This window comes from Exiguobacterium alkaliphilum (assembly GCF_018138125.1).
In the GTDB taxonomy this organism is placed as follows: Bacteria; Bacillota; Bacilli; order Exiguobacteriales; family Exiguobacteriaceae; genus Exiguobacterium; species Exiguobacterium alkaliphilum.
This window is the reverse complement of the sequence record NZ_CP073101.1, coordinates 2045522-2070028: the sequence shown is the minus strand read 5'-3', so window position 1 is coordinate 2070028 and position 24507 is coordinate 2045522. Positions and strand designations below refer to the sequence as shown.

The following is a 24507-nucleotide window of genomic DNA, read 5'->3' as shown; positions in this document are numbered from 1 at the left end:
AAGGGAAACGTTGATACCTATGAAACAATCGAGATTGCTTATGCCTACCCTCCGGGAAGTGCCAGCTGACGCCGAGGCGGTCAGCCACCAACTGCTCGTCCGGGGCGGGTTCATTCGTCAAAACGCAGCCGGCATTTATTCGTATTTGCCGCTCGGTCACAAAGTATTACAAAATATCCAGACCATCATTCGTGAAGAGATGAACCGTGCGGGCGCACAAGAGTTGCTCATGCCGGCCATCCAGCCAGCCGAGCTTTGGGAAGAGACGGGGCGCTGGGGCATTTACGGTCCTGAACTCATGCGTCTGACGGACCGTCATGACCGTCGTTTCGCCCTCGGTGCGACACACGAGGAACTCATCACGTCAATCGTTCGCGACGAGTTGAACTCATACAAAAAGTTGCCGGTCAACTTGTATCAGATTCAAGCGAAATATCGCGACGAGCGTCGACCGCGTTTCGGGTTGCTCCGAGGTCGTGAGTTCTTGATGAAAGACGCGTACTCGTTCCATGCCGACCAAGCCGGTTTAGACGAAGAGTACGACAACATGTATAACGCCTATTCGCGCATCTTCGACCGGGTCGGGCTTGAGTACCGCCCAGTCGTTGCCGATTCAGGTGCGATTGGCGGGAAAGACACGCACGAGTTCCAAGCGCTCGCCGCAATCGGGGAAGACACGATCGTCTATACGGACAGCTCGAACTACGCAGCGAACATCGAGATGGCCGAGACGCTCGACCGGTATGAGATGCAAGCCGGAACGGTCGCAGAACTTGAAAAAGTCGACACGAAAGAGCACAAGACGATTGAAGACGTGGCACGTTTCCTTGACGTCGATGTGAAGACGACGATCAAGTCGGTCCTTTTCAACGTCGATGGCGAGACGGTCATGGCGATCGTCCGCGGCGACCACGAGGCGAACGATGTGAAAGTGAAGAACGCACTCGGTGGACTCGATATTCAAATGGAAGAAGAAGCGAAAATCATCGACTTGTTCGGTTGTGAACCAGGAACGCTCGGGCCGATCGATTCGCCGGTCAAAGTCGTCGCCGATTACGCCGTCAAGTATTTGGTCGACGCGGTATGTGGCGCCAACGAGGCGAACACACACTTCTTGCACGTCAACGCGGAACGTGACTTGGCTGACTTGACGTTCCACGACCTCCGTTTCGTCGTCGAGGGCGATTTGGCACCTGACGAGTCAGGGCCGGTCCGCTTCGCCCGCGGGATTGAGGTCGGACAAGTGTTCAAGCTCGGTACACGTTACTCAGAAGCGATGGGTGCGACGTTCTTGAACGAAGAAGGACGGGCCGAGCCACTCATCATGGGTTGTTACGGTATCGGGGTGTCGCGTACGCTCTCGGCGGTCGTCGAACAGCATCATGACGACCGTGGCATCGTCTGGCCGAAGAGCATCGCGCCGTTCGATGTGCACTTGATTGCGATCAACGCGAAAGACAAGGCGCAACTCGCGCTCGCCGACCGCTTGTACAAGGAATTGTCAGCGTCATATGACGTCTTATACGACGACCGTAAAGAACGGGCCGGCGTCAAGTTCGCCGATGCGGACTTGATTGGCCTCCCGATTCGAATCAACGTCGGGAAAAAGGCCGGTGAAGGTGTCGTCGAAGTGAAGCTTCGTACGACAGGTGAAGTCATCGAGACAACTGTCGACGACCTAGCAGCCGTTTTGACCGCACAGTTAGACGCACTCCAATGATGACATGAAGGTGACGGTTCACGCCGTCACCTTCATTTGTCGATGTTGAACGATAAGGGGGGATTACTGACCCGTGGAAGCCAATCAAAAAATGTTATTGCTACTGAATGACCTCGGCATCACGACCGAGACCGATCAATTTGACGGTGCCGAGTTGACACGGCTCGTCGTCAATAAACAACGGCGGACGTGGACGTTCCATTTTCGGTTGCAACGTGTGTTGCCGTATGAGGTGCACCAGCTGTTCATGAGCCGACTTGAAAATCGTTATGCGACGTTCGCCGATGAGGTGTATGCGCGCTTCACGACGGTACAGGGCGGCAAAGACGCCGATTATATCGACTACTGGCCGCGTATCGTCAGCGAACTGAGTCAAGTGTCCGGGGCGATGCGTACGTACTTCGCCTCCGTCCAACCGCGTTTTATGCAAAATAAACTGCTCATCCCCGTGCGCTCCGCACCTGAGGCGAGTTATGTCGATAAAGAGTTATGTCAAGAAGTCCAGGCGCTGTACAGTGCGTACGGCTTCACGAAAAAGCCGTGCCAAGCCCAGTTCTCAGAAGACGTGGAAGCGAACCAAGCCCTCCGCGAGCAAGTCGTTCAGGAAGACATCGAACAAGCGAAAATGGCGCTCGCCGCCCAGTTCGCCAAGACGACCGAGTCGAACGAGGAGCCGGTTACCGAGGTGCGCATGGGTGCGCTGATTAAAGATGAAATCGTCCAAATTAAGACGATCATCGAAGAAGAACGACGCGTCGCCATTCGTGGACTCGTCTTCTCGGCCGAACGAAAAGAATTGAAGAGCGGGAAGAAACTGTTCACGTTCAAGATGACGGACTATACCGATTCGCTCATCGTCAAAGTGTTCGCCCGTGACGATGATGACGACCGCATGCTCAGCGCCGTCAAAAAAGGCATGTGGATTCAAGCGGCGGGACGTGTCGAAGACGATAGCTTCATGCGCGAACTATGCATGATGGCCTCGCAGCTCCAAGAAGTGAAAGTCGAGCCTGTCCGTGACGAGTGGGACGGTGAGAAACGTGTCGAGCTGCACGCCCATACGCAGATGAGCCAGATGGATGCCGTCACGAACGTGTCGGCGCTCGTCGCCCGAGCCGCCAAATGGGGACATCGCGCCATCGCGATCACGGACCACGCCGGCGTCCAATCGTTTCCTGAGGCGTATTACGCGGGCAAGAAAAACGATATTAAAGTGCTGTTCGGCGTCGAGGCGAACGTCGTCAATGACGGTGTCCCGGTCGCCTACCATCCGACCGATATCGCTCTCGACGATGCGACATACGTCGTCTTCGACGTCGAGACGACCGGTCTTTCGGCAGTCTATAACAAGATTATCGAACTGGCCGGGGTGAAGATTAAAGACGGGGAAATCATCGACCGCTTCGAGGCGTTCGCGGACCCGAAACATCCGCTCTCGGCGACGACGATCGAGTTGACGGGCATCACTGACGACATGGTCCATGGTCAGCCGGACCCGGAAGTGATCACGAAACAGTTCGTCGACTGGTGCGGCGACAGTATCCTCGTCGCGCATAACGCGGCGTTCGATATGGGCTTCCTCGAGGCGACGCTCCGGAGCGGTGGCCATGAGCCGGACGACTATCCGGTCATCGATACGCTCGAGCTCGCGCGGACGATTTTGCCGACGCTCAAAAACCATCGACTGAACACGCTCGCCAAACGATTCGACATCGAATTGACCCAGCACCACCGGGCGATATACGATGCCGAGGCGACGGCTTATCTATTGATGAAGCTGCTCGATCTCGCCAAGCAGATGTTCGAGATGCAGACGCACCGCTCGCTCAACGCGAAAGTCGGGAGTGACGTCTCGAAGATTCGGCCATTCCATGCGACGATTTATGCGAAAAATAAGAAACCTGGATTACGTCACTTGTATGAGTTGATCTCGCTCTCACATATCGACTATTTGTTCCGGATGGCCCGGATGCCACGTTCTGAACTCATCAAACGTCGAGAGGGCCTTTTGATAGGATCGGCCTGCGACAACGGTGAGATTTTTGACGCGGCGCTGAACAAGTCGGACGAAGAACTCGAGAAGATGATGGCGTTCTACGACTTTATCGAGATTCATCCGCCGGCGCTTTATTTACATTTAATCGATAAAGAAATCGTCGCGAACGAACTCGAGCTCCGTGACATCATCAAACGGATCATTCGTGTCGCGAAGCAAGCAAATCTGCCTGTCTGTGCGACGGGGAACGTCCATTATCTCGACCGGACGGACCGCTCGTACCGTGAAATCTTGATTCGGACGCAAGGTGGGGCGAACTTCATTAACGCGCGTAAAGAACTCCCACACGCGCATTTCCGGACGACGAAGGAAATGATGGAAGAGTTCAAGTTCCTCGGCGACGAACTGGCCCGTGAAATCGTCATCACGAACCCGAACGCGATCGCCGACCAAATCGAGTCGATTCAAATCATCCCGGATGAGCTGTTCACCCCGAAGATTGAAGGGGCGGACGACGAAGTCCGTAACATGAGCTATGACATGGCTCGCTCGATTTATGGCGAGGAACTTCCGGAAATCGTCGAGGCCCGACTCGAGAAAGAACTGAAATCGATTATCGGTCACGGGTTCGCCGTCATCTATCTCATTTCGCATAAACTCGTGAAGAAGTCGCTCGACGATGGCTACCTCGTCGGGTCACGGGGGTCGGTCGGTTCGAGTCTCGTCGCGACGATGACCGAGATTACCGAGGTCAATCCGCTCCCACCGCACTACGTCTGTCCGAAGTGTAAGCATTCTTACTTCTTCAATGATGGGTCGGTCGGTTCAGGATATGACTTGCCGGACAAGGAGTGTCCGGAATGCGGCACGTGGTATAAGAAAGACGGCCACGATATCCCGTTCGAGACGTTCCTCGGTTTCAAAGGGGATAAAGTCCCGGATATCGACTTGAACTTCTCTGGGGAATATCAGCCGCACGCCCACGCCTACACGAAAGTATTGTTCGGTGAAGAGTACGTCTATCGTGCCGGGACAATCGGGACGATTGCTGACAAGACGGCGTACGGTTACGTGAAAGGGTATGCGACCGAGAACGATAAGATTTATCGGAACGCCGAAGTCGATCGGCTCGTGTCCGGTGTGACCGGTGTCAAACGGACGACCGGGCAACACCCGGGCGGAATCATCGTCGTCCCGGACTATATGGACATCGCGGAAATCTCGCCGATTCAATATCCGGCTGACGACAAGACGTCTGAATGGAAGACGACCCATTTCGACTTCCACTCGATTCATGACAACTTGCTCAAGCTCGACATTCTCGGGCACGATGATCCGACCGCGATTCGGATGCTCCAAGATTTGTCGGGCATCGACCCGCTGACGATTCCGACGGATGATCCGACGGTCATGAAGATTTTCTCATCACCGGAAGTGCTCGGCGTCACGCCGGAACAAATCGAATCGAAGACGGGGACGCTCGGCATCCCTGAGTTCGGGACGAAGTTCGTTCGGCAGATGCTCGAAGAGACGAAGCCGGCGACGTTCTCGGAGCTCGTCCAAATCTCAGGATTGTCTCACGGGACCGACGTTTGGATCGGGAACGCGAACGAATTGATTTACAACGGTACGTGTGAGTTAAAAGACGTCATCGGGTGTCGAGACGACATCATGGTCTATTTGATTTACGCCGGACTTGAACCGTCGTTCGCCTTCAAAATCATGGAGTCGGTTCGAAAAGGGAAAGGCTTGACCGAGGAGATGGAGTCCGAGATGCGCGCGAACGCGGTACCGGAATGGTATATCGCCTCGTGTAAGAAAATTAAGTACATGTTCCCGAAAGCGCACGCGACGGCGTACGTCTTGATGGCCGTCCGCATCGCGTATTTCAAAGTCCATCATCCGATTTTGTATTACGCGACGTACTTCACGGTCCGGGCCGGCGACTTCGATTTGTCGGCGATGATCAAAGGGTCGCAAGCCGTCCGGAAAGCGATGTCGGATATCCGCGAAAAAGGATTCGATGCGACGGCGAAAGACAAAGGGCTTCATACCGTGCTCGAACTCGCACTCGAGATGCTCGAGCGGGGCATGAAGTTCCAAAACATCGATTTATATCGTTCGAGCGCGACCGAATTCTTGATTGAAGGCAACACGCTCATCCCGCCGTTCAACGCAGTCGACGGTTTAGGGACGAATGCGGCCAAGGCCATCGTCGAGGCACGGGCCGAAGGTCAGTTCTTGTCAAAAGAAGATCTCCGGAAACGGGCCAAGTTATCGAAAACGATTATCGAGACGCTCGACACGATGAAATGTCTTGAAGGCCTGCCGGATGAGAACCAGCTGTCATTCTTTGATTTTGGGGTGTAAGTTGCAGAGAATCGGGAAAATATGATATATTAGTATCGAACAAAGTTGGATACTACGACGGAAAGGAGTAGGGAACCCTACTCCTTTCTTGTATGTAAAAGCCAAGAAGGAGGGATGAGAGTGTCCAAAATAACAGAGGTCGTCGAAGCCATCGCTTTGCCGATCGTCGAGCAAGCGAACATGGAATTAGTCGACGTTGAATTCGTGAAAGAAGGTCCAGACTGGTTCTTGCGCGTCTACATCGACAAGCCGGGGGGCGTCGATTTAGATGATTGCGTCAATATCAACGAACAACTCTCGGAGAAACTAAACGAAACCGACCCGATCGAACAAGCCTATTATCTTGACGTCTCGAGTCCCGGTGCGGAGCGCCCGCTCAAGAAACCGGTCGACTTTGAACGGGCGATTGGAAAAAACGTCTACATCAAGACGTTCGCCCCAATCGAGGGTGCCAAAGAGTTCGAAGGTATTTTAACGGCGTACGACGGTGAAACGGCTGTCGTCGAGACAAAAATCAAGACACGTAAAAAAGCGATCTCGCTACCAGTAGACAAAATTGCACAAGCCCGCCTAGCGGTCACGTTTAGTTAAGGAGAGGTAAAGATGGGGCCACAATTACTCACAACAATCGAACAGATTGCAAAAGAAAAGGGGATCGAGAAAGACATCATCATCGATGCGCTCGAGCAAGCGCTCATCTCGGCATATCGCCGAAATGTCGCCAACCCGAACGAACACGTCAAAGTCGAGTTCGACCAAGTGACAGGCGATATTCGCGTCTTCGCCTTGCTTGAAGTCGTCGAGCGTCTCACGCAGCCGGAGCAACAGCTCTCGCTCGAAGAAGCGCACGAAATCGACCCGAACTACGAGCTCGGTGACTTCCACAAGGAAGAAGTGACGCCGAGCGATTTCGGTCGCGTCGCGGCGATGACGGCGAAACAAGTCGTCACGCAAAAGATGCGCGAAGCCGAGCGTGAGCGGATTTACAACCACTTCGCGGACAAAGAAGACGAGATCATGACGGGAATCGTCGAACGTTTCGATCCGCGCAACTTGTATATCGGCCTTGAGAACAACATCGAGGCGGTGCTCACACCGAACGAACAGATGCCGAACGAATCGTACCAGATTCATGACCGAATCAAAGTGTACGTGACGAAAGTCGACTCGACGACGAAAGGTTCTGGCGCTGCGATTCAAGTGTCGCGGACGCACCCGGGCCTCCTCCGTCGTCTATTCGAACTCGAAGTGCCGGAAATCGCGAACGGGACGGTCGACGTCATGTCGGTGTCGCGTGAGGCGGGGGACCGTTCGAAGATCGCGGTCCATTCCGACATCGTCGATCCGGTCGGCGCGTGTGTCGGTCCGAAAGGGCAGCGTGTCCAAACGATTGTCGATGAGTTGAACGGTGAGAAAATCGATATCGTTCGCTGGTCGGAAGACCCGAAAGAGTTCGTGAAAAACGCACTGAGCCCGGCCCAAGTCGTGGCGGTTTATGTAAATGAACCGGCCAAGTCGACGACGGTCGTCGTCCCGGACTATCAATTGTCGCTCGCAATCGGGAAGCGTGGTCAAAACGCGCGCCTTGCGGCCAAGTTGACAGGATGGAAGATCGACATTAAGAGCGAAACGGATGCGGAAGCGCTCGACTTGTTCGATACGTACGCCGAAAAAGTTGAATCGGAGCCAGAAATTGTTCACAATGAAATGGAACAGGCTGACGAGACAGTGCTTGAGTCGACGACGGTAAAAGAAGAGGAATGATCATGAAGCAAAAGAAACTTCCTTTGCGCAAATGTGTGGTCACGCAAGAGATGTTACCGAAAAAAGACTTGATTCGTGTCGTCCGGACGCCTGAAGGCGACGTCGTCATCGACCCGACCGGGAAGATGAACGGACGAGGCGCATACTTGTCGAAACAGATGGACGTCATCCGTTTAGCAGAGAAAAAACGGACGCTCGACCATCATTTGAAAGTGAAGACGGATGAGACACTTTATGAACAGCTGAAACAAGCAGTTGAAGGAGACGTCTCATGAGCCAGTGGGAATCATTGTTAGGCCTTGCCGCAAGAGCGAGGAAAGTAACGATGGGAGAAGAGTTTGTATTAAAGGATATTCGGGCTGGCCGCGCCAAGCTCGTCATCCTTGCCGGAGACGCAGGACCGTCAACGAGAAAACGGGTCACCGACAAATGTACATCGTATGGTGTTCCTTACGTGGAAGTGAGCGACCGATATACGATCGGCGCTGCCATGGGGAAAGATATGCGGGTCGTCGTGTCAGTGACCGAATCCGGATTTGCGAACAAGCTTAAGCAACTTCTCTCGTAACTATTAACGGAGGTGGATGCTTTGGGAAAACGCGTCTATGAATTTGCAAAAGAACAGAACGTAACAAGTAAACAAGTTATTACCCAGCTCGAAAAATTGAACAAGCCGGTGAAGAATCATATGGCTGTTTTAGATGAGGAATCGGTGAAACAATTGGATCGAATTTTTAACCCTGAGAAATATCGTGCGGCTGAACAGAAAGCGGCACCGAAAGCGGCGACTGAACAGCCGAAAGAGCAACCGAAGCAAGAGAAGAAAGAAGCGCCAAAAACGCGTCAAGCTGCTCCGCAAGGCAATCAATCAAACCGCGGCGGAAGCAACCGTTTCGGTGGGAACAACCGGAACGACAACCGCAACAAGAAACGCGGTAAAGGGAAAGGCAAGCCGGCGAAGGCAGCCATCCCGCAAGAAGCGGATCCAAACTCGAAGACGAGCCAACGGAAAGCTGCGCGTCTCGCACAAGAGGCGGAAAGGGGCAACGTCATCAAGTATGAGGACGTCTTGAGCGTATCGGACTTGGCCTCGAAAATGAATAAAAAGCCAAACGAGATCATCATGAAGTTGATGGGTCTTGGTGTCATGGCGACGATCAACCAAACGCTCGATGACGAGACGATTGAATTGCTCGCATCAGAGTTCGGGTTTGAAGTCGAGAAAGAGGTCGTCGTCGATGAAATCGACTTTGAGACGGTCGAAGTCGACTTCTCAGAATATGACCTTGAAGAACGCCCGGCAGTCGTGACGATCATGGGTCACGTCGACCATGGTAAAACGACGCTTCTCGACTCGATTCGGAACACGAAAGTCGTTGCCGGCGAAGCAGGTGGCATCACACAGCATATCGGTGCGTATCAAGTACAAGTCAACGACAAGAAGATCACGTTCCTCGACACACCTGGTCACGCCGCCTTCACGACGATGCGTGCTCGTGGGGCCGAAGTGACGGACATCGCGATCATCGTCGTCGCAGCGGATGATGGTGTCATGCCACAGACAGAAGAAGCGATTTCGCACGCGAAAGCGGCGAACGTTCCAATCATCGTCGCAGTCAACAAGATGGACAAGGAAGGGGCGAACCCCGACCGCGTCAAACAAGAGTTGACTGAATTCGGATTGATTCCTGAAGAGTGGGGCGGCGAAACGATTTTCGTTCCGATTTCAGCCCTTCAAGGTGAAGGCATCGACGAGTTGCTCGAGATGATCCTTCTCGTTTCAGAAGTCGAAGAATACAAATCGACGCCTGACATGCCAGCCCGAGGTACGGTCATCGAAGCGAAGCTCGACAAAGGCCGTGGTCCAGTCGCGACGCTTCTCGTTCAACACGGAACGCTTCGCATCGGAGACTCGATCGTCGTCGGCAGCACGTTCGGTCGTGTCCGGGCGATGGTCAACGATATCGGTCGTCGTGTGAAAGAAGTCGGTCCATCGACACCGATCGAAATCACAGGATTGAACGACGTTCCGCAAGCCGGTGACCAGTTCATCGTGTTTGAAGACGAGAAGAAGGCACGGGCCATCGGGGAAAAACGTTACCAACGTTACCTCGAATCACAGCGTCGTGAGTCGGCGAAAGTCAGCCTTGACGACTTGTTCAGCCGGATTCAAGAAGGCGAAGTGAAAGACTTGAACGTCATCATCAAAGCGGACGTTCAAGGTTCAGCGGAAGCACTCGCTGGGTCACTCCGTAAGATTGACGTCGAAGGCGTCAAAGTTAACATCGTCCACCAAGGTGTCGGTGCGATCACAGAAGGTGACGTCATCCTCGCCTCAGCTGCGAACGCCATCATCATCGGTTTCAACGTCCGTCCTGACGGGAATGCCCGTTCTATGGCGGAACAAGAGAACGTTGAAATGCGTCTCCATCGCATCATCTATAACGCCATCGAAGAGATCGAGAGCGCGATGAAAGGGATGCTCGACCCAGAGTTCGTTGAAGAGATCACAGGACAAGTTGAAGTCCGTGACGTCTTCAAAGTCTCAAAAGTCGGAACGATCGCAGGATGTTACGTCACGGAAGGTAAAATCTCACGTGACGCCGGTGTCCGCGTCATCCGTAACGGGATTGTCGTCTACGAAGGCAAACTCGACACGCTCCGCCGCTTCAAAGATGATGTCAAAGAAGTTGCGACAGGTTATGAGTGTGGAATTAAAGTCGAGAAGTTTGATGACATCAAAGTCGAAGACGTCATCGAAGCGTTCGTCATGAAAGAAGTCGAACGGAAATAAAGCGAGGAGGGAACACGTATGAACATTCGTGCCCAACGCGTCGCTGAACAGATGCGTAAAGAAATCACAGACATTTTACTTCGTGAAGTGAGCGATCCGCGTACGAAGAACGCGACGATCACGAGCGTCGAAGTGACGGGAGACTTGCAACAAGCGACCGCCTATTATACCGTGCTCGGAGACGACGCTGAAGTAAAGGCAGAGACGCAAGCAGGACTCGATAAGGCGAGCGGTTTCATCCGCCGTGAAATCGGCAGCCGCATCCGTCTTCGGAAAACACCGGAATTGACGTTCGCGTACGATTCATCGGTCGCATATGGTAGCCATATCGACTCGTTGATTCGCGACTTGAACAAAGGCGAATAATGGAAAGGGGGACTCACGTCTCCCTTTTTCATGTGGAGGGAAAAACATGGAACCGACAGGAGTACTCATCCTTGATAAAGATGCCGGCATGACGAGTCATGACTGTGTCTTCAAACTGCGCAAGTTATTCCAAACGAAAAAAGTGGGCCATACGGGCACCCTCGACCCAGAAGTGACCGGGGTGTTGCCGATTTGTCTCGGTCGGGCGACGAAGTTATCACGCTTTTTGACGGACGAAGGGAAGCGATATGTTGCCGAGGTGACGATTGGGACGGCGACGATGACCGAGGACGCCCATAGCGAAGTCGTCGAGGCGCGTGACGTCGAGGCAACGGCGTTCACGGCCGCAGACGTCGATCGTGTCCTACAGACGCTGACCGGAACGATTGAACAGATCCCCCCTTACTACTCGGCCGTCAAAGTGAACGGTAAGAAGCTGTATGAGTATGCTCGGAAAGGGCAAACGGTCGAACGGCCGCGCCGGATGGTCGAGATTCACCAACTCGTAAGGACGAGCGAACTTACGTTCAATGACAACGTCTGTCGTTTCCGAATCGAAGTCGACTGCGGGAAAGGGACGTTCATCCGCACACTCGCCGTTCAAATTGGCGAACAGCTCGGGTATCCGGCGCACATGAGCGACCTTCGCCGAACCATGTCGGGTTCGTTCGATGAAGCGGCCGCAGTCAGCCTTGAGACGCTCATGGCGCTTGAGACGGTCGAGGAACGGATGCACTATGTCATCCCGCTCGAAGAAGTCATCAAACGCTGGCCGACGATGACGATTGCGGCGAACCGGGAACGGTATATCCGTAACGGCGGCAAGTTGAACGACGTCTCGCTCGAATTCGAGCTGTTTACTGTCTATAATGAAGAAGGAATTCCGCTCGCCCTCTACCGACGGCTTGACGGAACGACAGACGCAACAGTCGAGGTCATGTTGACGATCGACTAAGGGGGAAACGAAAGTATGGAAACGATACATCTCACATATCCCGAGACGCCGGACGTTGTCCCTTCGGTCATGGTGCTCGGATTCTTCGATGGTGTCCACACGGGCCATCTAGCCGTGATTCGCCATGCGCAGGAACAAGCGGAGCGGCTGAACGTACCGGTCACGGTCGTCACGTTCGACCCACATCCGAAGCAAGTGCTGTCCAACAAACCGAACGCGGTGCGTTACATCACGCCGCTCTCGCGCAAGTTGAAGCGCATCGAATCGCTCGGAGTCGAACGCTGCCTCGTCTTGACGTTCACGAAAGAACTCGCGGGCCTATCGCCGCAACAGTTTGTCGACGACTATTTGATTGGCGCCGGTGCCGTCCACGTGACGGCCGGATTTGATTATTCGTATGGCAAGTTCGGGGAAGGGACAATGGAGACGATGCCGTTCCATGCCCGCGGTCGCTTCACGACGTCGGTCGTCAATGAACAGACCGAGGGTGGGGAGAAAGTCTCGTCGACCCGGATTCGAAAACTGCTCGGTGCCGGGGAAGTGGATGCGGCGGCAACGCTGCTTGGTTCCCCTTATGTGATTTGTGGGGAAGTCATCCACGGAGATGCCCGCGGACGCACGATTGGATACCCGACGGCGAACGTCGTCATGGACGCCTCTTACGTCATGCCACGGCTCGGCGTGTACGCGACGCGGGTCCGGTTGCGTGACGGTCGGACGTTTCATGCGATGACGAACGTCGGGCGGCGCCCGACGTTTTATGACACGGGCGACGTCTCAATCGAGAGTCACTTGTTTGATTTCTCTGAGGACTTATACGGACAATTGATTGAGATCGAATGGGTCCGATTCATTCGCAACGAGCGGGCGTTCGACGGCCTCGATTCGCTCATCGCGCAGTTGAAGCAAGACGAGACGACGGCCCGCTCAATCCTATCTTGACTTTAAACACGGACTCCTGTATTCTATTTTGGTACGCAAAGTACACCGTTTCGCTTGGCTGATCGATTCACCAACGTCGGCTCGGCAACGCGGCAATTTTATTTAATTGGAGGTGGAGAGGCAAATGGCACTCTCAAAAGAACGTAAGAATGAAATCATCGCGGAATACGCGACAAAACAAGGTGACACTGGTTCACCGGAAGTTCAAGTTGCAGTATTGACTGAACAAATCAACACATTAAACGATCATCTTCGTACACACAAGAAAGACCACCACTCACGTCGCGGTCTTTTGAAAATGGTTGGACGTCGCCGTAACTTGCTTACGTACCTTCGTAACAAGGACGTTACACGTTACCGTGAATTGATTCAACGCCTTGGTCTTCGTCGCTAATCCGACCGGACCACGTGACGGGCTGGGACATTTGTTCCTAGTCCGTTTCTTCTTTTTTTAAAAGGAAAATCATTAGACATTCGTAGGAATGAGTTACATAATAAACTAGATAAGGTTTGAGAGGAGAATGTTCATGTTAGGTACGAAACAAGTATTTTCTACAGAATGGGGCGGACGTCCGCTATCTGTAGAAGTCGGCCAACTCGCGAAACAAGCGAACGGTTCGGCGCTCGTGCGTTACGGTGACACGGTCGTGCTCGCCACGGTAACCGCATCGAAAGCACCAAAAGATTTAGATTTCTTCCCGCTTACGGTCAACTACGAAGAAAAACTGTATTCGGTCGGTAAAATTCCAGGAGGATTCCTTCGTCGGGAAGGTCGTCCTGGTGAGAACGCGATTTTGACGTCACGTCTCATCGACCGTCCGATTCGCCCACTCTTCCCGGATGGATTCCGTCACGATATCCAAGTCATGATTTACGTCATGTCAAACGACCCTGACTGCTCGGCAGAGATGGCTGGTATGCTCGGAACGTCGGTCGCCCTTTCAATCTCGGACGTCCCGTTTGACGGACCGATTGCCGGTGCCACGGTCGGCCGCATCGATGGCGAGTTCATCGTCAACCCGACGACGGAACAACTCGAAAAGACAGAACTCGAGCTTCAAGTCGCTGGTACGGCTGACGCCATCAACATGGTTGAAGCAGGTGCGAACGAAGTCTCAGAAGACATCATGCTCGAGTCAATCTTGTTCGGTCACGATGAGATTAAAAAGCTCGTCGCGTTCCAAAACGAGATCGTCGCAGCTGTCGGGAAACCGAAATTCGAATATACCGTGTCGAAGTTTGACGAGACGTTGTCAGCTGAGCTCGAAGCGGCCCGCTCTGAAATCGTCGAGGCCGTTCAAGTCGAAGAGAAGCATGCCCGTGACGAGGCGATCAATGAAGTCATCGCCAAGTACGTCGCGATTTACGAAGAGCGTCTCGCGGACGAGCCGGCCAAGTTGAAAGAAGTGTCTGGCATCTTGAACAAGTTCGTCAAAGATGAAGTCCGCCGCTTGATTACAGTCGAGAAGGTCCGTCCTGACGGTCGCCGTCCTGACGTGATTCGCCCGCTTGCTTCGGAAGTCGGCTTGTTGCCGCGCGCCCACGGCGTCGGTTTGTTCACACGCGGTCAGACGCAAGTCATGTCGGTCGCGACACTCGGCGTCATCGGTGATGCGCAAATCATCGACGGCATCGGTCTCGAAGAGAACAAACGCTTCATGCACCATTACAACTTCCCGCCGTTCTCGGTCGGTGAAGCGCGTCCGGTCCGGGCACCAGGTCGTCGTGAAATCGGTCACGGGGCACTCGGTGAGCGTGCGATGCTCCCGGTCATCCCGAAGGAAGCGGATTTCCCGTACACGATTCGTCTCGTGTCGGAAGTGCTTGAGTCGAACGGTTCTAGTTCACAGGCTTCAATCTGTGGCTCGACGCTCGCCCTCATGGACGCTGGTGTACCAATCAAGGCCCCGGTTGCCGGGATTGCGATGGGTCTCATCATGGAAGGCGAACACTACACGGTCCTCACGGATATCCAAGGGCTCGAAGACCACCTCGGCGACATGGACTTTAAAGTCGCGGGAACGAAAGACGGAATCACGGCACTTCAGATGGATATCAAGATTGCAGGAATCACACGTGACATCTTGGTCGAGGCACTCGAACAAGCGCGTGTGGGCCGTCTCCATATCTTGAGCCACATGCTCGAGACGCTCGAGGCGCCACGTCCGCAGTTGTCGAAGTATGCACCGAAGATTGTCACGATGACGATCAACCCGGACAAGATTCGCGACGTCATCGGGCCAGGTGGGAAGATGATCAACAGCATCATCGACCAAACCGGTGTCAAAATCGATATCGAACAGGACGGAACGGTGTTCATCGCCTCGACCGACCAAGACGGCATCGACATGGCGATGGCGCTCATCGGCGACATCGTCCGTGAAGTCGTCGTCGGCGAAGAGTTCGACGCGACCGTCCGCCGGATTGAGAAGTTTGGTGCGTTCGTCGAATTGTTCAAAGGGAAGGACGCACTCGTCCACGTCTCAGAGTTCAGCTTAGAGCGTGTCGCGAACGTCGAAGACGTCGTCAAACTTGGCGATACAATCAAAGTCCGCGTGACAGAGATTGATGACAAAGGCCGCGTCAACGCTTCACACAAAGTGCTCATCCTTGAAGGATTGTCACCGGAGGAACGCGAAGCTTACGAAGCGAAACGGAAAGCGCAACGTGAGAGTCGCCCACCACGTGATAGCCGTCCGCCGCGTCGTGACGGAGATCGTCGCCCGCCAAGATCGACAAACTAATTCATGCTGGCCATCGTCTATCGCGATGGCCTTTTTCATAGGAGTGATAAGATGGAATGGATCACATTAGACAACGGCGTCCGCATCGTCATCGAACCGATGGCAGACGTCCGGAGCACGTCGACCGGGGTGTTCATCAAAGCCGGGACGCGCACTGAAGACAAGTCCGAGATTGGAATCAGTCATTTGATTGAACACATGCTATTTAAAGGGACGAAGACGAGGTCGGCGAAAGAAATCGCCTCGTTCTTCGACGAGCTCGGTGGTAGCGTCAACGCCTTCACATCGAAAGACCATACGTGTTATTACGTGAAGACGCTCGACGACCACGCTTTGATCGCGTTTGACGCGCTCGCGGACATGCTATTCAACTCGGTCTTCGATGAAGCCGAACTCGAGAAGGAAAAACGCGTCGTACTCGAAGAAATCAAAATGTATGAAGATACACCGGAAGACCTCGTCCACGAACTGCTCGCAACGGCCGTCTATCAAGACGACGTGCTGGCCGAACCGATTCTTGGGACGGAGTCGAGCGTGCTCGGCCTCACCCGCGACCAGTTGCTTCGATACGTGGAAACACGGTATACAGGCAACCGCGTCGTCGTGTCGATTGCCGGACACGTGCCGGATGAACTCATCGAGGCCGTTAAAGCGAGGTTTGCCGGTCTCCCAACAGGGGAATCTTCGAAAGAATCGACCGTACCGACGCTACACGCCGAGGTCGTGAAAAAAGAAAAAGAGACCGAGCAAGCCCATCTCTGTTGGAACTTCGAGGCGATTGCCGCGACCGATGACCGGTTACCGCACCTGGCCCTGCTGAACAACGCCATCGGGGCGACGATGTCATCCCGCTTGTTCCAGTCGATTCGCGAAGAACAAGGGCTCGCCTACTCAATCTATTCGTATTATACGACGTTCGACGATCACGGGACGTTCACGATCTATATCGGGACGTCGAAAGACACGCTCGACCAAGTCGAGTCGATTATGGACCGTGAACTCGCGGCGTTGAAGACGAGCGGCTTGACGGACGACGAAGTCGAGAAAGGGAAGCGGCAACTGAAAGGCTCGCTCGTTCTCGGCAATGAGAGCACGAGCGCGCGGATGAATCGCAACGGCCGCAACCTCGTCCTATTAGATGAGGTGGAACCGATCGATGTCGTCCTCGATAAAGTAGACCGAATCGAGACGCGTGACGTGAACGCCCTCATTCGTGAAGTGCTCAGCCATGCTCCTGCCAAATCTTATGTCCTTCCGTCCGAAGACTGACTTGAAACCGAATTGTAAGTTCTCTACACTGATTAAGAGGTATTCTTTACTTTGGACAGGATACAGGTGAAAGAAGGGAAAGACTTGAACTTAACCGATTTAGCAAAACACATTCAATTGATTAACCAACTATCAAACGCTGACATCAACGTGACCCACGTGACGACCGACTCGCGCGAAGTCGTCCCCGGGACGCTGTTCGTCGCGATCAAAGGGTACACGGTCGATGGACACGACTACGCCGCGACCGCCGTTGAACGCGGTGCCGTCGCCATCGTCAGCGAACGTCCGCTCGACGTGCCGGTACCGAACTTGGTCGTCCGGGACAGCTCGAGAGCCGTCGGACTGTTGGCTTCAGCATTTTATGGCTACCCGTCAGAACAGATGCGCATGTTCGGCATCACCGGGACGAACGGGAAGACGACGACGACGACGATTTTACGCGACGTCCTCGCAGAGCTCGGGCATAGTACCGGCTTGATTGGGACGGTCGAAGTCCGCATCAACGACCGGGTCGTACCGAGCAAGAACACGACGCCGCAAAGTTCAGAACTGCAGCAACTGTTGGCGCAGATGAAGGCCGAAGGGGTGACGGACGTCATGATGGAAGTGTCGTCACACGGGCTCGAACTCGGCCGTGTCATCGGCACCGATTTCGATATCGTCGGCTTCACGAACTTGACCCATGACCATCTCGACTTCCATGGCACGTTTGATAATTATGCCCGTGCGAAAGGGTTGCTCTTCGCCCAGCTCGGTCAAATCGCGTCCCGTGGCAAAGTCGCCGTCTTGAATGCGGACGATCCATATAGCAAGCTCTATGAGACGATGACGGGTGCGCGTGTCATGACATACGGCATCGACGCCCCGGCTGACGTCTTGGCGACGAATATCGTGCAGACGTTGTCTGATACGAGTTTCCATCTTCACTATCAAGGGGAGAGCTTGCCGGTGACGGTTCAGTTCATCGGACGCTTCAACGTGTACAATATTCTCCTTGCGACAGGGTGTCTGCTCGCTGCGGGTTATTCGCTCGCGAAGATTATTGAGGCGCTCGAGGCGATTCATCCGGCCAAAGGGCGGATGCAACGGCTCGACGTGCCTGGTTATAACATCTACGCTGACTATGCCCACACGCCGGATGGTATCGAGCAATGTTTGAAATCGCTCGTCGGCGTCCCGAAGGAAGACATCATCTTCTTGATTGGGACGGGCGGCAATCGTGATGTGACGAAACGACCGACGATGGGCCAGATGGCCTCAAAGTACGCCGGCACGGTCGTCATCACGACGGATGACCCCCGCTTTGAAGCATATGACTCCATCACGAGCGGCATCGCTTCAGGCATGACGCACGACAACTTCGTCGAGATTGGTGACCGTGAAGAAGCGGTCCGATATGCGGCAAGCCTCGCGAAACCGACGAACATCGTCGTCTTGGCCGGAAAAGGGCACGAAAAATATCAAATCATCGGCAACGAAAAAATTCCGCTCGATGAAGAGAAAATTGTTCGAGCGACAATCTTGAAGACGGAGGAATCATGATTTATGGCAGTACAACCTATCAGTTTGACAGAGAAACAGCATGACGATTTCGTCAAAGCCCATGACCGGGGAGATTTGCTCCAACTTTCAAGTTGGGCCAGCGTCAAGCGTCAAAACGGTTGGTCAGGAGAACGCATCGCCGTCGGGACGAACGGAACGACGACAGGGGTCGCCCTGTTATTGTTCAAACAAGTGCCGAAGCTCCCGTTCACGCTATGTTACGCCCCGCGTGGCTTCGTCGTCGACTATGACGACACAGAGTCGCTCAAAGTATTGACCGAAGAGGCGAAACGTGTCGCGAAAGACCGACGTGCCATCACGATCAAAATCGACCCGAACATCGACCGCGATGAAGTCCCGGGCTTGATGACGGAGATGACCGAGCTCGGTTTTATTCATAAAGGGTATGGCGGCGGATTCGATTATGCACAGCCCCGCTTCACGATGGAGACGGATTTGCGCCCGAGCGAGAAAGAGATTTTCGGGAAGTTTCATCATAAGTTCCGCTATAACGTTCGGCTCGCGGAAAAGAAAGGCATCGTCTGTACCGAGGTCGGTCGTGACGGTCTGAAGACGTTCGCCGAGTTGATGAAAGTGACAGGGGAACGGGACGGGTTTTCCACGCGCGGACTCGATTACTTCGAGAACCTGTATGACTGCCTTCAACCGAATGACGCCCGCCTGTTCTTGACGAAACTCGAGCCGAGCCTTGCCCTCGAGCAACAGCGACAGACGCTCGAGAAAGCGACGCGAGAGCTCGCGAAAATCGAGCGGGCGCTCGAGAAGGAGACCGTCGAGAAGAAACGGTCGAGCTTGACGAATCGCGAGAAACAGACACGCGAACAGATTGAAAAAATCGAGACAGCGTTGCCGGAGCTCGTCGAACTCGACAAGCGCTATCCGGACGGCCTCGTCTTGTCGGGTGGTCTGTTGACGCTCGCCGGTCGCCGCTCGTACTACTTGTACGGCGCGTCATCGAACGAGTTCCGTGAATTCATGCCGAACCACCTCATGCAATGGACGATGATGCAAGCCGCAAAAGAGAGCGGTGCCGAACGGTACGATTTCGGCGGCGTCTCCGGTAAAACGGACCCGGATGATGAATACGCGGGACTTTACGCCTTTAAGTCAGGGTGGGGCAGTGACATGATTGAGAAAGTCGGAGAGTTCGACCTCGTCTTGAATCGTCCGCTCTATTTCGCCCTCGAAAAAGGACTTCCGCTCGTCAAAGGACTCCGTAAACGGTTCAGACGATGAAGTGGACCGGTGTCTTGACATTCGCGATGGTCGCGTTTCTCGTCGGCATCTTCTTGGCGTACTCGTTTTCACGTCCAGGACCGATGCCATGGGTGGATGAGCCATCGTTTGAGGCAGGGATGTGCAATCGGGCACCACAAGCCGAGCAGCCGATTGTCGAGCGGAGTGAGCGCGCCTTCTCGAACTTACATCCGCACGTCCGGGAACGAAGCGAGACGTTTGTCCGACTCGCTTATTCGTGCCTTGGGCTCGAGGTTCGCCTGACGTCCGGTTATCGCTCCGAAGACGAGCAAAACGCGCTCTATGCGCAAGGTCGATCGGAGCCTGGCCAAATCGTCACGAACGCCAAGGCCGGACAGAGCTACCATAACTATGGACTCGCCGTCGATTTCGTCATCATCCATGACAACCGGGCCGACTATGATTTGTCATCTGACCACAATCGTTCCGGTGTGCCCGACTGGCAAGAACTCGGTGAGCTCGGCAAGGCGCTCGGATTCGAGTGGGGCGGCGATTGGCGTGACTTCCCCGACTATCCGCACCTGCAGATGGACTTCGGATTGTCGATTCGACAGCTCGCAGCAGGCAAGCGGCCAGGGGAACAAGCGACGATGCCGCTCGCCGATGTTTTAAAACCTCTAGTCGATTGAACGGAAATGTTGGCAATGAAGCCGTTTTCCGATACAATATTCAATAGCGATAAGTGGACGAACCAGAATATGAATCATCTAGGAGGTTTTTGTTAGTGTCAAAGAAGAAGACAGAGAACATTAGCGTCTTTGCGCTTGGAGGCGTAGGCGAAATCGGGAAGAACATGTACGTCGTGGAACTAGACGACGACATCTTCGTCATCGATGCCGGTCTCATGTTCCCAGGCGATGAGATGCTCGGGATTGATATCGTCATCCCTGACATTACGTATTTGAAAGAGAATAAAGACCGTGTCCGTGCCATTTTCATCACGCACGGTCACGAAGACCATATCGGTGGACTCAGTTATGTGCTCCGCGATTTGAAACACGTCCCCGTCTACGGGACGAAGTTGACGCTCGGTTTGATCGAGCTCAAATTGAAAGAGGCAGGCTTACTTAAAGAAGTCGACCTTCGATTGATCGACGCCAAAACGAAATTGACTATCGCTGATCATTTCATCACGTTCTTCCGCGTCAACCACTCGATTCCCGACTGCGTAGGGGTCTGCATCCAAACGTCTCAAGGGGCAATCGTCCATACGGGCGATTTCAAATTCGACTATACACCGGTCGATGGGAAACAGTCTGATTTCAATAAATTGGCCGCAATCGGGCAGCGAGGGGTCCTCGCCTTGTTATCAGACTCGACGAACGCGGAACGTCCGGGTCAAACCGGATCGGAGTCAATCGTTGGTGCCGAATTGAACGACGTCATCTATCAGGCGGAAGGGCGCGTCATCGTCGCCTCGTTCGCCTCGAACGTCCATCGTTTGCAACAAGTGTTCGCAGCGGCGGAAGCGAACGACCGGAAAGTCGCGGTCGTCGGCCGCAGCATGGTCAACATCGTCGAAGTGGCCCAAAAGTTGAACTACCTTCGTTTCAAGCCAAAAACGCTCGTTGAACTGTCACAAGTGAACCGTTTGCCTGACAACAAAGTTGTCATCTTGACGACCGGTTCACAAGGGGAACCGATGGCAGCGTTGACACGGATGGCACGGAACGCGCATAAACAAGTGAATATTCGCTTGAATGATACGGTCGTCATCGCTGCGACACCGATCCCGGGTAACGAGAAGTCGGTTTCAAAAACGATTGACCTCTTGTTCCGCTCGGGCGCGAACGTCATCTACAACCAACGGAAAGTACACGTATCGGGACACGGTTCGGCTGAAGAGTTGAAGCTCATGCTCAACCTCGTCAAACCAAAGTACTTCCTCCCGATTCACGGGGAGTATCGGATGCAAATGGCGCACTCGAAACTCGCGGAACAAGTCGGTGTCAAATCGAACAACATCTTCATCGTCGAAAAAGGCGATGTGGTCGAGTTCACCGGACGCAAAGCGCGTATGAGCCGTAAAGTGCCGGCCGGAAACGTCTTGATTGATGGAATCGGTGTCGGAGACGTCGGGAACATCGTTCTTCGCGACCGTCGCCTCTTGTCGCAAGATGGCGTCGTGCTCTGCGTCGTCACGTTGAACCGGAAACAAAAGAAATTGATTTCAGGCCCAGAGCTCATCTCCCGCGGATTCGTCTATATGCGTGAGTCCGAAGAGATGATTTCTGAGGCGAACCGAATCGTCACAAAGCAAATCGAGAAGAGTCTCCAAGCTGGAAGCGATTGGACCGAATTGAAATCAAATATTCGTGAGCGGCTCAGCGTCTTCTTGTTCGAGCAGACGAAACGTCGTCCGATGATCTTGCCGATCATCATGGAGATATAATGAATTGAGGCAAAAGTCATCTGACTTTTGCCTTCTTTTTTTAGGAGGAATCGAAAGTGACACAGAAAAAGGTGGCTCAAAAATCGAGAAAGACTCCGCCAAAACGGAAACGACCGGCTCCGAGAGCCCGCAAGAAACAACCGATTCCTTGGCGTACATATGGATGGGGCGCGTTCGTCCTTGCGATGACAGCGTTCATCTTTTCATTATTCGAGTTCGGCTGGGTCGGTGCCCGGACATCGCTGCTCGCTGCCACGTTGTTCGGTGGCTGGGGAGCGTTGACGTATCTCGCCATCGGCTTCACCTTGCTCATCGGGTTGAGCGATTGGCGGCCGAGCCAGCGGGCCGGGATCTTCTTGTTGTTCCTCGCCTTTCTATTGTTTGGCGATCTCGTCTGGGGAGCCGAGCGTGGGGCGATCAACGGCGCGCTCTATGAGCTGAACCATTACTTACTCTCCGACTTCGGCATTATTTTCCTCGGCATCATCTGTCTCGTCGTCGGAATCTCTCTACTTTCGCCATCGATTTGGCACAGTGTCGGTCGGAGACTGCTCGAGTCTGGCCAAGCGATCAAACAAGAGTGGCAGGAGCGGGAACGGCCTGAACGGAAAACGGCACCGGCACGGAAGAAAGCGACGCCTGCTGTCCCTCGCGACGCCGAGGCGTCGAGTAACCCGCCGGAAATCGAGCCGGAACCGGATGCTGTGACGATGCACGACATCCCAATCGTTGGGTTCAGTGAACAAGTCGTTGCCGAGAAGCGGGAACAAAAACAGGACGCGAGCACGACGGATCGTGCAGATGAAGTGGCGGACATGCCGACCGAGGATATGATGATGACGGCAGCGCAAGACGTGTCTGACACGTACGAGCTCCCGACGTTCACCATCTTGTCCGAGCCGGTCGTCACCGACTTGTCGGGTGAGAATGCACGATTGAAAGCGAATGCGACGAAACTCGTCCAAACGCTCAAGTCGTTCGGCGTCGGGGTGAAAGTGTTGAAGATCCATCTCGGACCGACCGTCACAAAATATGAGCTCCAACCGGACATCGGTGTGAAAGTGAGCCGAATCACCTCGCTAAGCGATGATTTGGCGCTCGCTTTGGCGGCGAAAGACATTCGCATCGAGGCGCCGATTCCGGGCAAGGCGGCCATCGGGATTGAAGTGCCGAACCAAGAGGTCGCCCCGGTGTGCTTACGTGAAGTGCTGGAGGCCGATACGGTCAAACGTGAGGCGTCACCGTTACTCGTCGCGCTTGGGCGCAGCATCAGTGGCGAGACGGTTACCGTCGCCTTGAACAAAATGCCGCACTTGCTCGTAGCCGGGTCGACGGGGTCGGGGAAGTCGGTCTGTATCAACGGCATGATCGTGTCGATTTTGATGCGGACCCGGCCGGATGAGGTCCGATTGATGATGATTGACCCGAAGATGGTCGAGTTGAACGTCTATAACGGTGTCCCACACTTGTTGACGCCGGTCGTCACCGACCCGAAAAAGGCGGCACAGGCGCTCAAGCAAGTCGTTGCCGAGATGGAACGGCGCTATGAGCTGTTCAGCCGGTACGGCGTGCGGAATATCGAGGGCTACAATGAACTCGTCGACAAGTCCGAGGATGAAGATGCGAAGCGACTGCCGTTCATCGTCGTCATCGTCGATGAGCTCGCCGACCTGATGATGGTCGCGTCGAATGACGTCGAGGACGCCATTATGCGCCTTGCACAGATGGCCCGGGCCGCAGGCATTCATATGGTGCTCGCGACACAACGGCCGTCCGTAGACGTCATCACAGGCGTCATCAAGGCGAACATTCCGTCAAGGATCGCGTTTGCCGTCTCATCACAGACGGATTCACGAACGATTCTCGACGGAGGCGGGGCCGAGAAGTTGCTTGGGCGTGGAGACATGCTCATGCTCGCCAACGGGATGAACAAACCGATTCGTGTCCAAGGTGCCTTTGTATCGGACCAAGAGGTCGAGACAGTCGTCAACCACGTCATCGCCCAGCAACGCGCCCAGTACGTCGAGGCGATGATGCCGAAAGAAGAAGAAGTGACGACGATCGATTCGGACGATTCGTTGTTCGGGGAAGTCGTCCAGTTCATTATGACGCAAGAGACGGCCTCGACGTCGATGATTCAACGGAGGTTCCGAATCGGCTATAATCGAGCTGCACGATTGATCGATTCGCTAGAACAAGCGGGGTATGTCGGTCCGTCAGAAGGATCGAAACCACGGAAAGTACTCGTCAATGAGTCGGAAGGGTAAAATTTAAAAACGAACGATTGGATTTAATATAATCTAATCGTTCGTTTTTTAATTATTTATCGGTATAATTGAAATGAATACCGAATTCATAAGAAACGCGCAATG

18 protein-coding genes are annotated in these 24507 nt (G+C 54.1%); all 18 read left to right on the top strand.

The features are described from left to right. Nucleotides 1-19: 19 nt before the first annotated feature. The 18 genes from KB235_RS10675 (at nucleotide 20) to KB235_RS10590 (ending at nucleotide 24402) form a co-directional block, all read left to right on the top strand. Nucleotides 20-1720: a proline--tRNA ligase gene (locus KB235_RS10675; RefSeq protein WP_211779629.1), complete on the top strand. Its 1701-nt coding sequence runs from the start codon at nucleotides 20-22 to the stop codon at nucleotides 1718-1720. Nucleotides 1721-1811: 91 nt separating this feature from the next. Beyond that, the gene (locus KB235_RS10670; protein ID WP_338032661.1) at nucleotides 1812-6086 is read left to right on the top strand and encodes a PolC-type DNA polymerase III; all 4275 of its coding nucleotides are present in this window, start codon (nucleotides 1812-1814) and stop codon (nucleotides 6084-6086) included. 120 nt (nucleotides 6087-6206) lie between these two features. Then, nucleotides 6207-6677 (top strand): ribosome maturation factor RimP, encoded by a 471-nt coding sequence (rimP, locus tag KB235_RS10665; RefSeq protein ID WP_034808833.1) that lies wholly within the window; start codon nucleotides 6207-6209, stop codon nucleotides 6675-6677. Between the two features lie 12 nt (nucleotides 6678-6689). Then, on the top strand, nucleotides 6690-7850 hold the full coding sequence (gene nusA, locus KB235_RS10660) for a transcription termination factor NusA (RefSeq protein WP_034808832.1): 1161 nt from the start codon (nucleotides 6690-6692) through the stop codon (nucleotides 7848-7850). A gap of 2 nt (nucleotides 7851-7852) precedes the next feature. After that, nucleotides 7853-8125 (top strand): RNase P modulator RnpM, encoded by a 273-nt coding sequence (gene rnpM, locus KB235_RS10655; protein WP_034808831.1) that lies wholly within the window; start codon nucleotides 7853-7855, stop codon nucleotides 8123-8125. Next, nucleotides 8122-8418 carry a YlxQ family RNA-binding protein gene (locus KB235_RS10650; protein WP_034808829.1) on the top strand — a complete coding sequence of 99 codons (297 nt, stop codon included), beginning with the start codon at nucleotides 8122-8124 and terminating at the stop codon, nucleotides 8416-8418. The genes rnpM and KB235_RS10650 overlap by 4 nt, the downstream gene beginning before the upstream one ends. Before the next feature lie 21 nt (nucleotides 8419-8439). Continuing rightward, nucleotides 8440-10644 (top strand): translation initiation factor IF-2, encoded by a 2205-nt coding sequence (infB, locus tag KB235_RS10645; RefSeq protein WP_211779627.1) that lies wholly within the window; start codon nucleotides 8440-8442, stop codon nucleotides 10642-10644. Between the two features lie 18 nt (nucleotides 10645-10662). Then, nucleotides 10663-11010, top strand: coding sequence for a 30S ribosome-binding factor RbfA (gene rbfA, locus KB235_RS10640; RefSeq protein WP_034808825.1), 348 nt, complete (start codon nucleotides 10663-10665; stop codon nucleotides 11008-11010). Between the two features lie 46 nt (nucleotides 11011-11056). Further along, on the top strand, nucleotides 11057-11965 hold the full coding sequence (gene truB / locus KB235_RS10635; RefSeq protein ID WP_211779626.1) for a tRNA pseudouridine(55) synthase TruB: 909 nt from the start codon (nucleotides 11057-11059) through the stop codon (nucleotides 11963-11965). A 15-nt stretch (nucleotides 11966-11980) separates the two neighbouring features. Then, nucleotides 11981-12907, top strand: a complete 927-nt coding sequence (locus KB235_RS10630) for a bifunctional riboflavin kinase/FAD synthetase (protein WP_211779625.1) — start codon at nucleotides 11981-11983, stop codon at nucleotides 12905-12907. 124 nt (nucleotides 12908-13031) lie between these two features. Next, complete coding sequence (gene rpsO / locus KB235_RS10625; protein ID WP_015881433.1) at nucleotides 13032-13301, top strand: 30S ribosomal protein S15; 270 nt, start codon at nucleotides 13032-13034, stop codon at nucleotides 13299-13301. A 133-nt stretch (nucleotides 13302-13434) separates the two neighbouring features. Further along, nucleotides 13435-15651, top strand: coding sequence for a polyribonucleotide nucleotidyltransferase (pnp, locus tag KB235_RS10620; RefSeq protein WP_211779624.1), 2217 nt, complete (start codon nucleotides 13435-13437; stop codon nucleotides 15649-15651). Nucleotides 15652-15702: 51 nt separating this feature from the next. Beyond that, a complete protein-coding gene (locus tag KB235_RS10615) occupies nucleotides 15703-16920 on the top strand; it encodes a M16 family metallopeptidase (protein ID WP_034808818.1) in 1218 nt (405 codons plus the stop codon). A gap of 84 nt (nucleotides 16921-17004) precedes the next feature. Beyond that, entirely contained in the window at nucleotides 17005-18465 is a 1461-nt protein-coding gene (locus tag KB235_RS10610; RefSeq protein ID WP_246514192.1) for a UDP-N-acetylmuramoyl-L-alanyl-D-glutamate--2,6-diaminopimelate ligase, read from the top strand. A gap of 3 nt (nucleotides 18466-18468) precedes the next feature. Next, nucleotides 18469-19722: a lipid II:glycine glycyltransferase FemX gene (locus tag KB235_RS10605; protein WP_211779623.1), complete on the top strand. Its 1254-nt coding sequence runs from the start codon at nucleotides 18469-18471 to the stop codon at nucleotides 19720-19722. Then, nucleotides 19719-20372, top strand: a complete 654-nt coding sequence (locus KB235_RS10600; protein WP_211779622.1) for a M15 family metallopeptidase — start codon at nucleotides 19719-19721, stop codon at nucleotides 20370-20372. The genes KB235_RS10605 and KB235_RS10600 overlap by 4 nt, the downstream gene beginning before the upstream one ends. Before the next feature lie 95 nt (nucleotides 20373-20467). After that, nucleotides 20468-22135 carry a ribonuclease J gene (locus KB235_RS10595; protein WP_034808812.1) on the top strand — a complete coding sequence of 556 codons (1668 nt, stop codon included), beginning with the start codon at nucleotides 20468-20470 and terminating at the stop codon, nucleotides 22133-22135. 56 nt (nucleotides 22136-22191) lie between these two features. Continuing rightward, nucleotides 22192-24402 carry a DNA translocase FtsK gene (locus KB235_RS10590; RefSeq protein ID WP_246514191.1) on the top strand — a complete coding sequence of 737 codons (2211 nt, stop codon included), beginning with the start codon at nucleotides 22192-22194 and terminating at the stop codon, nucleotides 24400-24402. The last annotated feature ends 105 nt before the right edge of the window (nucleotides 24403-24507 follow it).

Bases quoted from the DNA above. Each gene is read 5' to 3' on its own strand.
- KB235_RS10675 (WP_211779629.1), top strand. From the start codon at position 20: ATGAAACAATCGAGATTGCTTATGCCTACCCTCCGGGAAGTGCCAGCT.
- KB235_RS10670 (WP_338032661.1), top strand. From the start codon at position 1,812: ATGTTATTGCTACTGAATGACCTCGGCATCACGACCGAGACCGATCAA.
- nusA (WP_034808832.1), top strand. From the start codon at position 6,690: ATGGGGCCACAATTACTCACAACAATCGAACAGATTGCAAAAGAAAAG.
- rnpM (WP_034808831.1), top strand. From the start codon at position 7,853: ATGAAGCAAAAGAAACTTCCTTTGCGCAAATGTGTGGTCACGCAAGAG.
- KB235_RS10650 (WP_034808829.1), top strand. From the start codon at position 8,122: ATGAGCCAGTGGGAATCATTGTTAGGCCTTGCCGCAAGAGCGAGGAAA.
- rbfA (WP_034808825.1), top strand. From the start codon at position 10,663: ATGAACATTCGTGCCCAACGCGTCGCTGAACAGATGCGTAAAGAAATC.
- truB (WP_211779626.1), top strand. From the start codon at position 11,057: ATGGAACCGACAGGAGTACTCATCCTTGATAAAGATGCCGGCATGACG.
- KB235_RS10630 (WP_211779625.1), top strand. From the start codon at position 11,981: ATGGAAACGATACATCTCACATATCCCGAGACGCCGGACGTTGTCCCT.
- rpsO (WP_015881433.1), top strand. From the start codon at position 13,032: ATGGCACTCTCAAAAGAACGTAAGAATGAAATCATCGCGGAATACGCG.
- pnp (WP_211779624.1), top strand. From the start codon at position 13,435: ATGTTAGGTACGAAACAAGTATTTTCTACAGAATGGGGCGGACGTCCG.
- KB235_RS10615 (WP_034808818.1), top strand. From the start codon at position 15,703: ATGGAATGGATCACATTAGACAACGGCGTCCGCATCGTCATCGAACCG.
- KB235_RS10605 (WP_211779623.1), top strand. From the start codon at position 18,469: ATGGCAGTACAACCTATCAGTTTGACAGAGAAACAGCATGACGATTTC.
- KB235_RS10600 (WP_211779622.1), top strand. From the start codon at position 19,719: ATGAAGTGGACCGGTGTCTTGACATTCGCGATGGTCGCGTTTCTCGTC.